Origin of the sequence: Roseisalinus antarcticus (assembly GCF_900172355.1) — a bacterium.
Lineage (GTDB): Bacteria > Pseudomonadota > Alphaproteobacteria > Rhodobacterales > Rhodobacteraceae > Oceanicola > Oceanicola antarcticus_A.
Genome location: NZ_FWFZ01000148.1, coordinates 1 through 619, shown reverse-complemented (window position 1 = coordinate 619; position 619 = coordinate 1). Strand labels below are relative to the sequence as shown.

The 619-nt window shown below is 54.6% G+C and carries 1 protein-coding gene and 1 pseudogene; one reads left to right on the top strand and one right to left on the bottom strand.

The genetic code is table 11. From position 1 onward, the window contains the following. Window positions 1-117, top strand: a pseudogene (locus ROA7023_RS24320) (IS5/IS1182 family transposase); the annotation flags it as partial. A 9-nt stretch (window positions 118-126) separates the two neighbouring features. Here ROA7023_RS24320 and ROA7023_RS23645 read toward each other — a convergent pair. Continuing rightward, on the bottom strand, window positions 127-408 hold the full coding sequence (locus ROA7023_RS23645) for a hypothetical protein (protein ID WP_085881361.1): 282 nt from the start codon (window positions 406-408) through the stop codon (window positions 127-129). Between the last annotated feature and the right edge of the window lie 211 nt (window positions 409-619).

The window sequence follows — 619 nt, the reverse complement described above, 5'->3', positions numbered from 1 at the left end:
GAGATCATGTTCGGACGCTTGAAAGACTGGAGGCGCGTCGCCACGCGCTATGACCGAAGTCCCAAGGTCTTCCTCTCGGCCATTGCTCTCGCCGCAACCGTGATCTTTTGGCTATGAGTCCTGAGCCTAGAAGTCGTCAAGTTCTGGAACCTTCCCAAGCCTTACGAGGAAGCTCGGTTCGCCAACTTCTCCACTGGCTGGATCTTCAGTCACCATGTAGGCGTCGGCACCTGCGCAATCCTCGGATAGAGCCTCTCGTTCGGCTCTGTTTTGCGCTTCCGACGCCGTGGAATATTCGAGCTGCTTGGCAATTTTCAGGCCGGTTTGCCCATTGCGCCCAGACTTTGTTTCAACATAAGTCTGGCAGATATAGTGGGTTTTTTCTGGGGATCGCTCTGCGTTTGTCATGGATGGTTCCTTGTGATCGGCAGGGACGTTTGGAAGTTCTGGGAGCAGCCCTGGCCGATTTCTGCCTAATTGAAGTGACCATTGGAGATATGCCCAAAAGTTGGTGACGGCCATCATCAGGCGGCAGCGTGAAGTTGCTTGATACCGTCTTTGAAGACAATCCCTTGGATGACCTCGGGCAGACGGTTGGGCCCGGAGATCTTCCGCCACT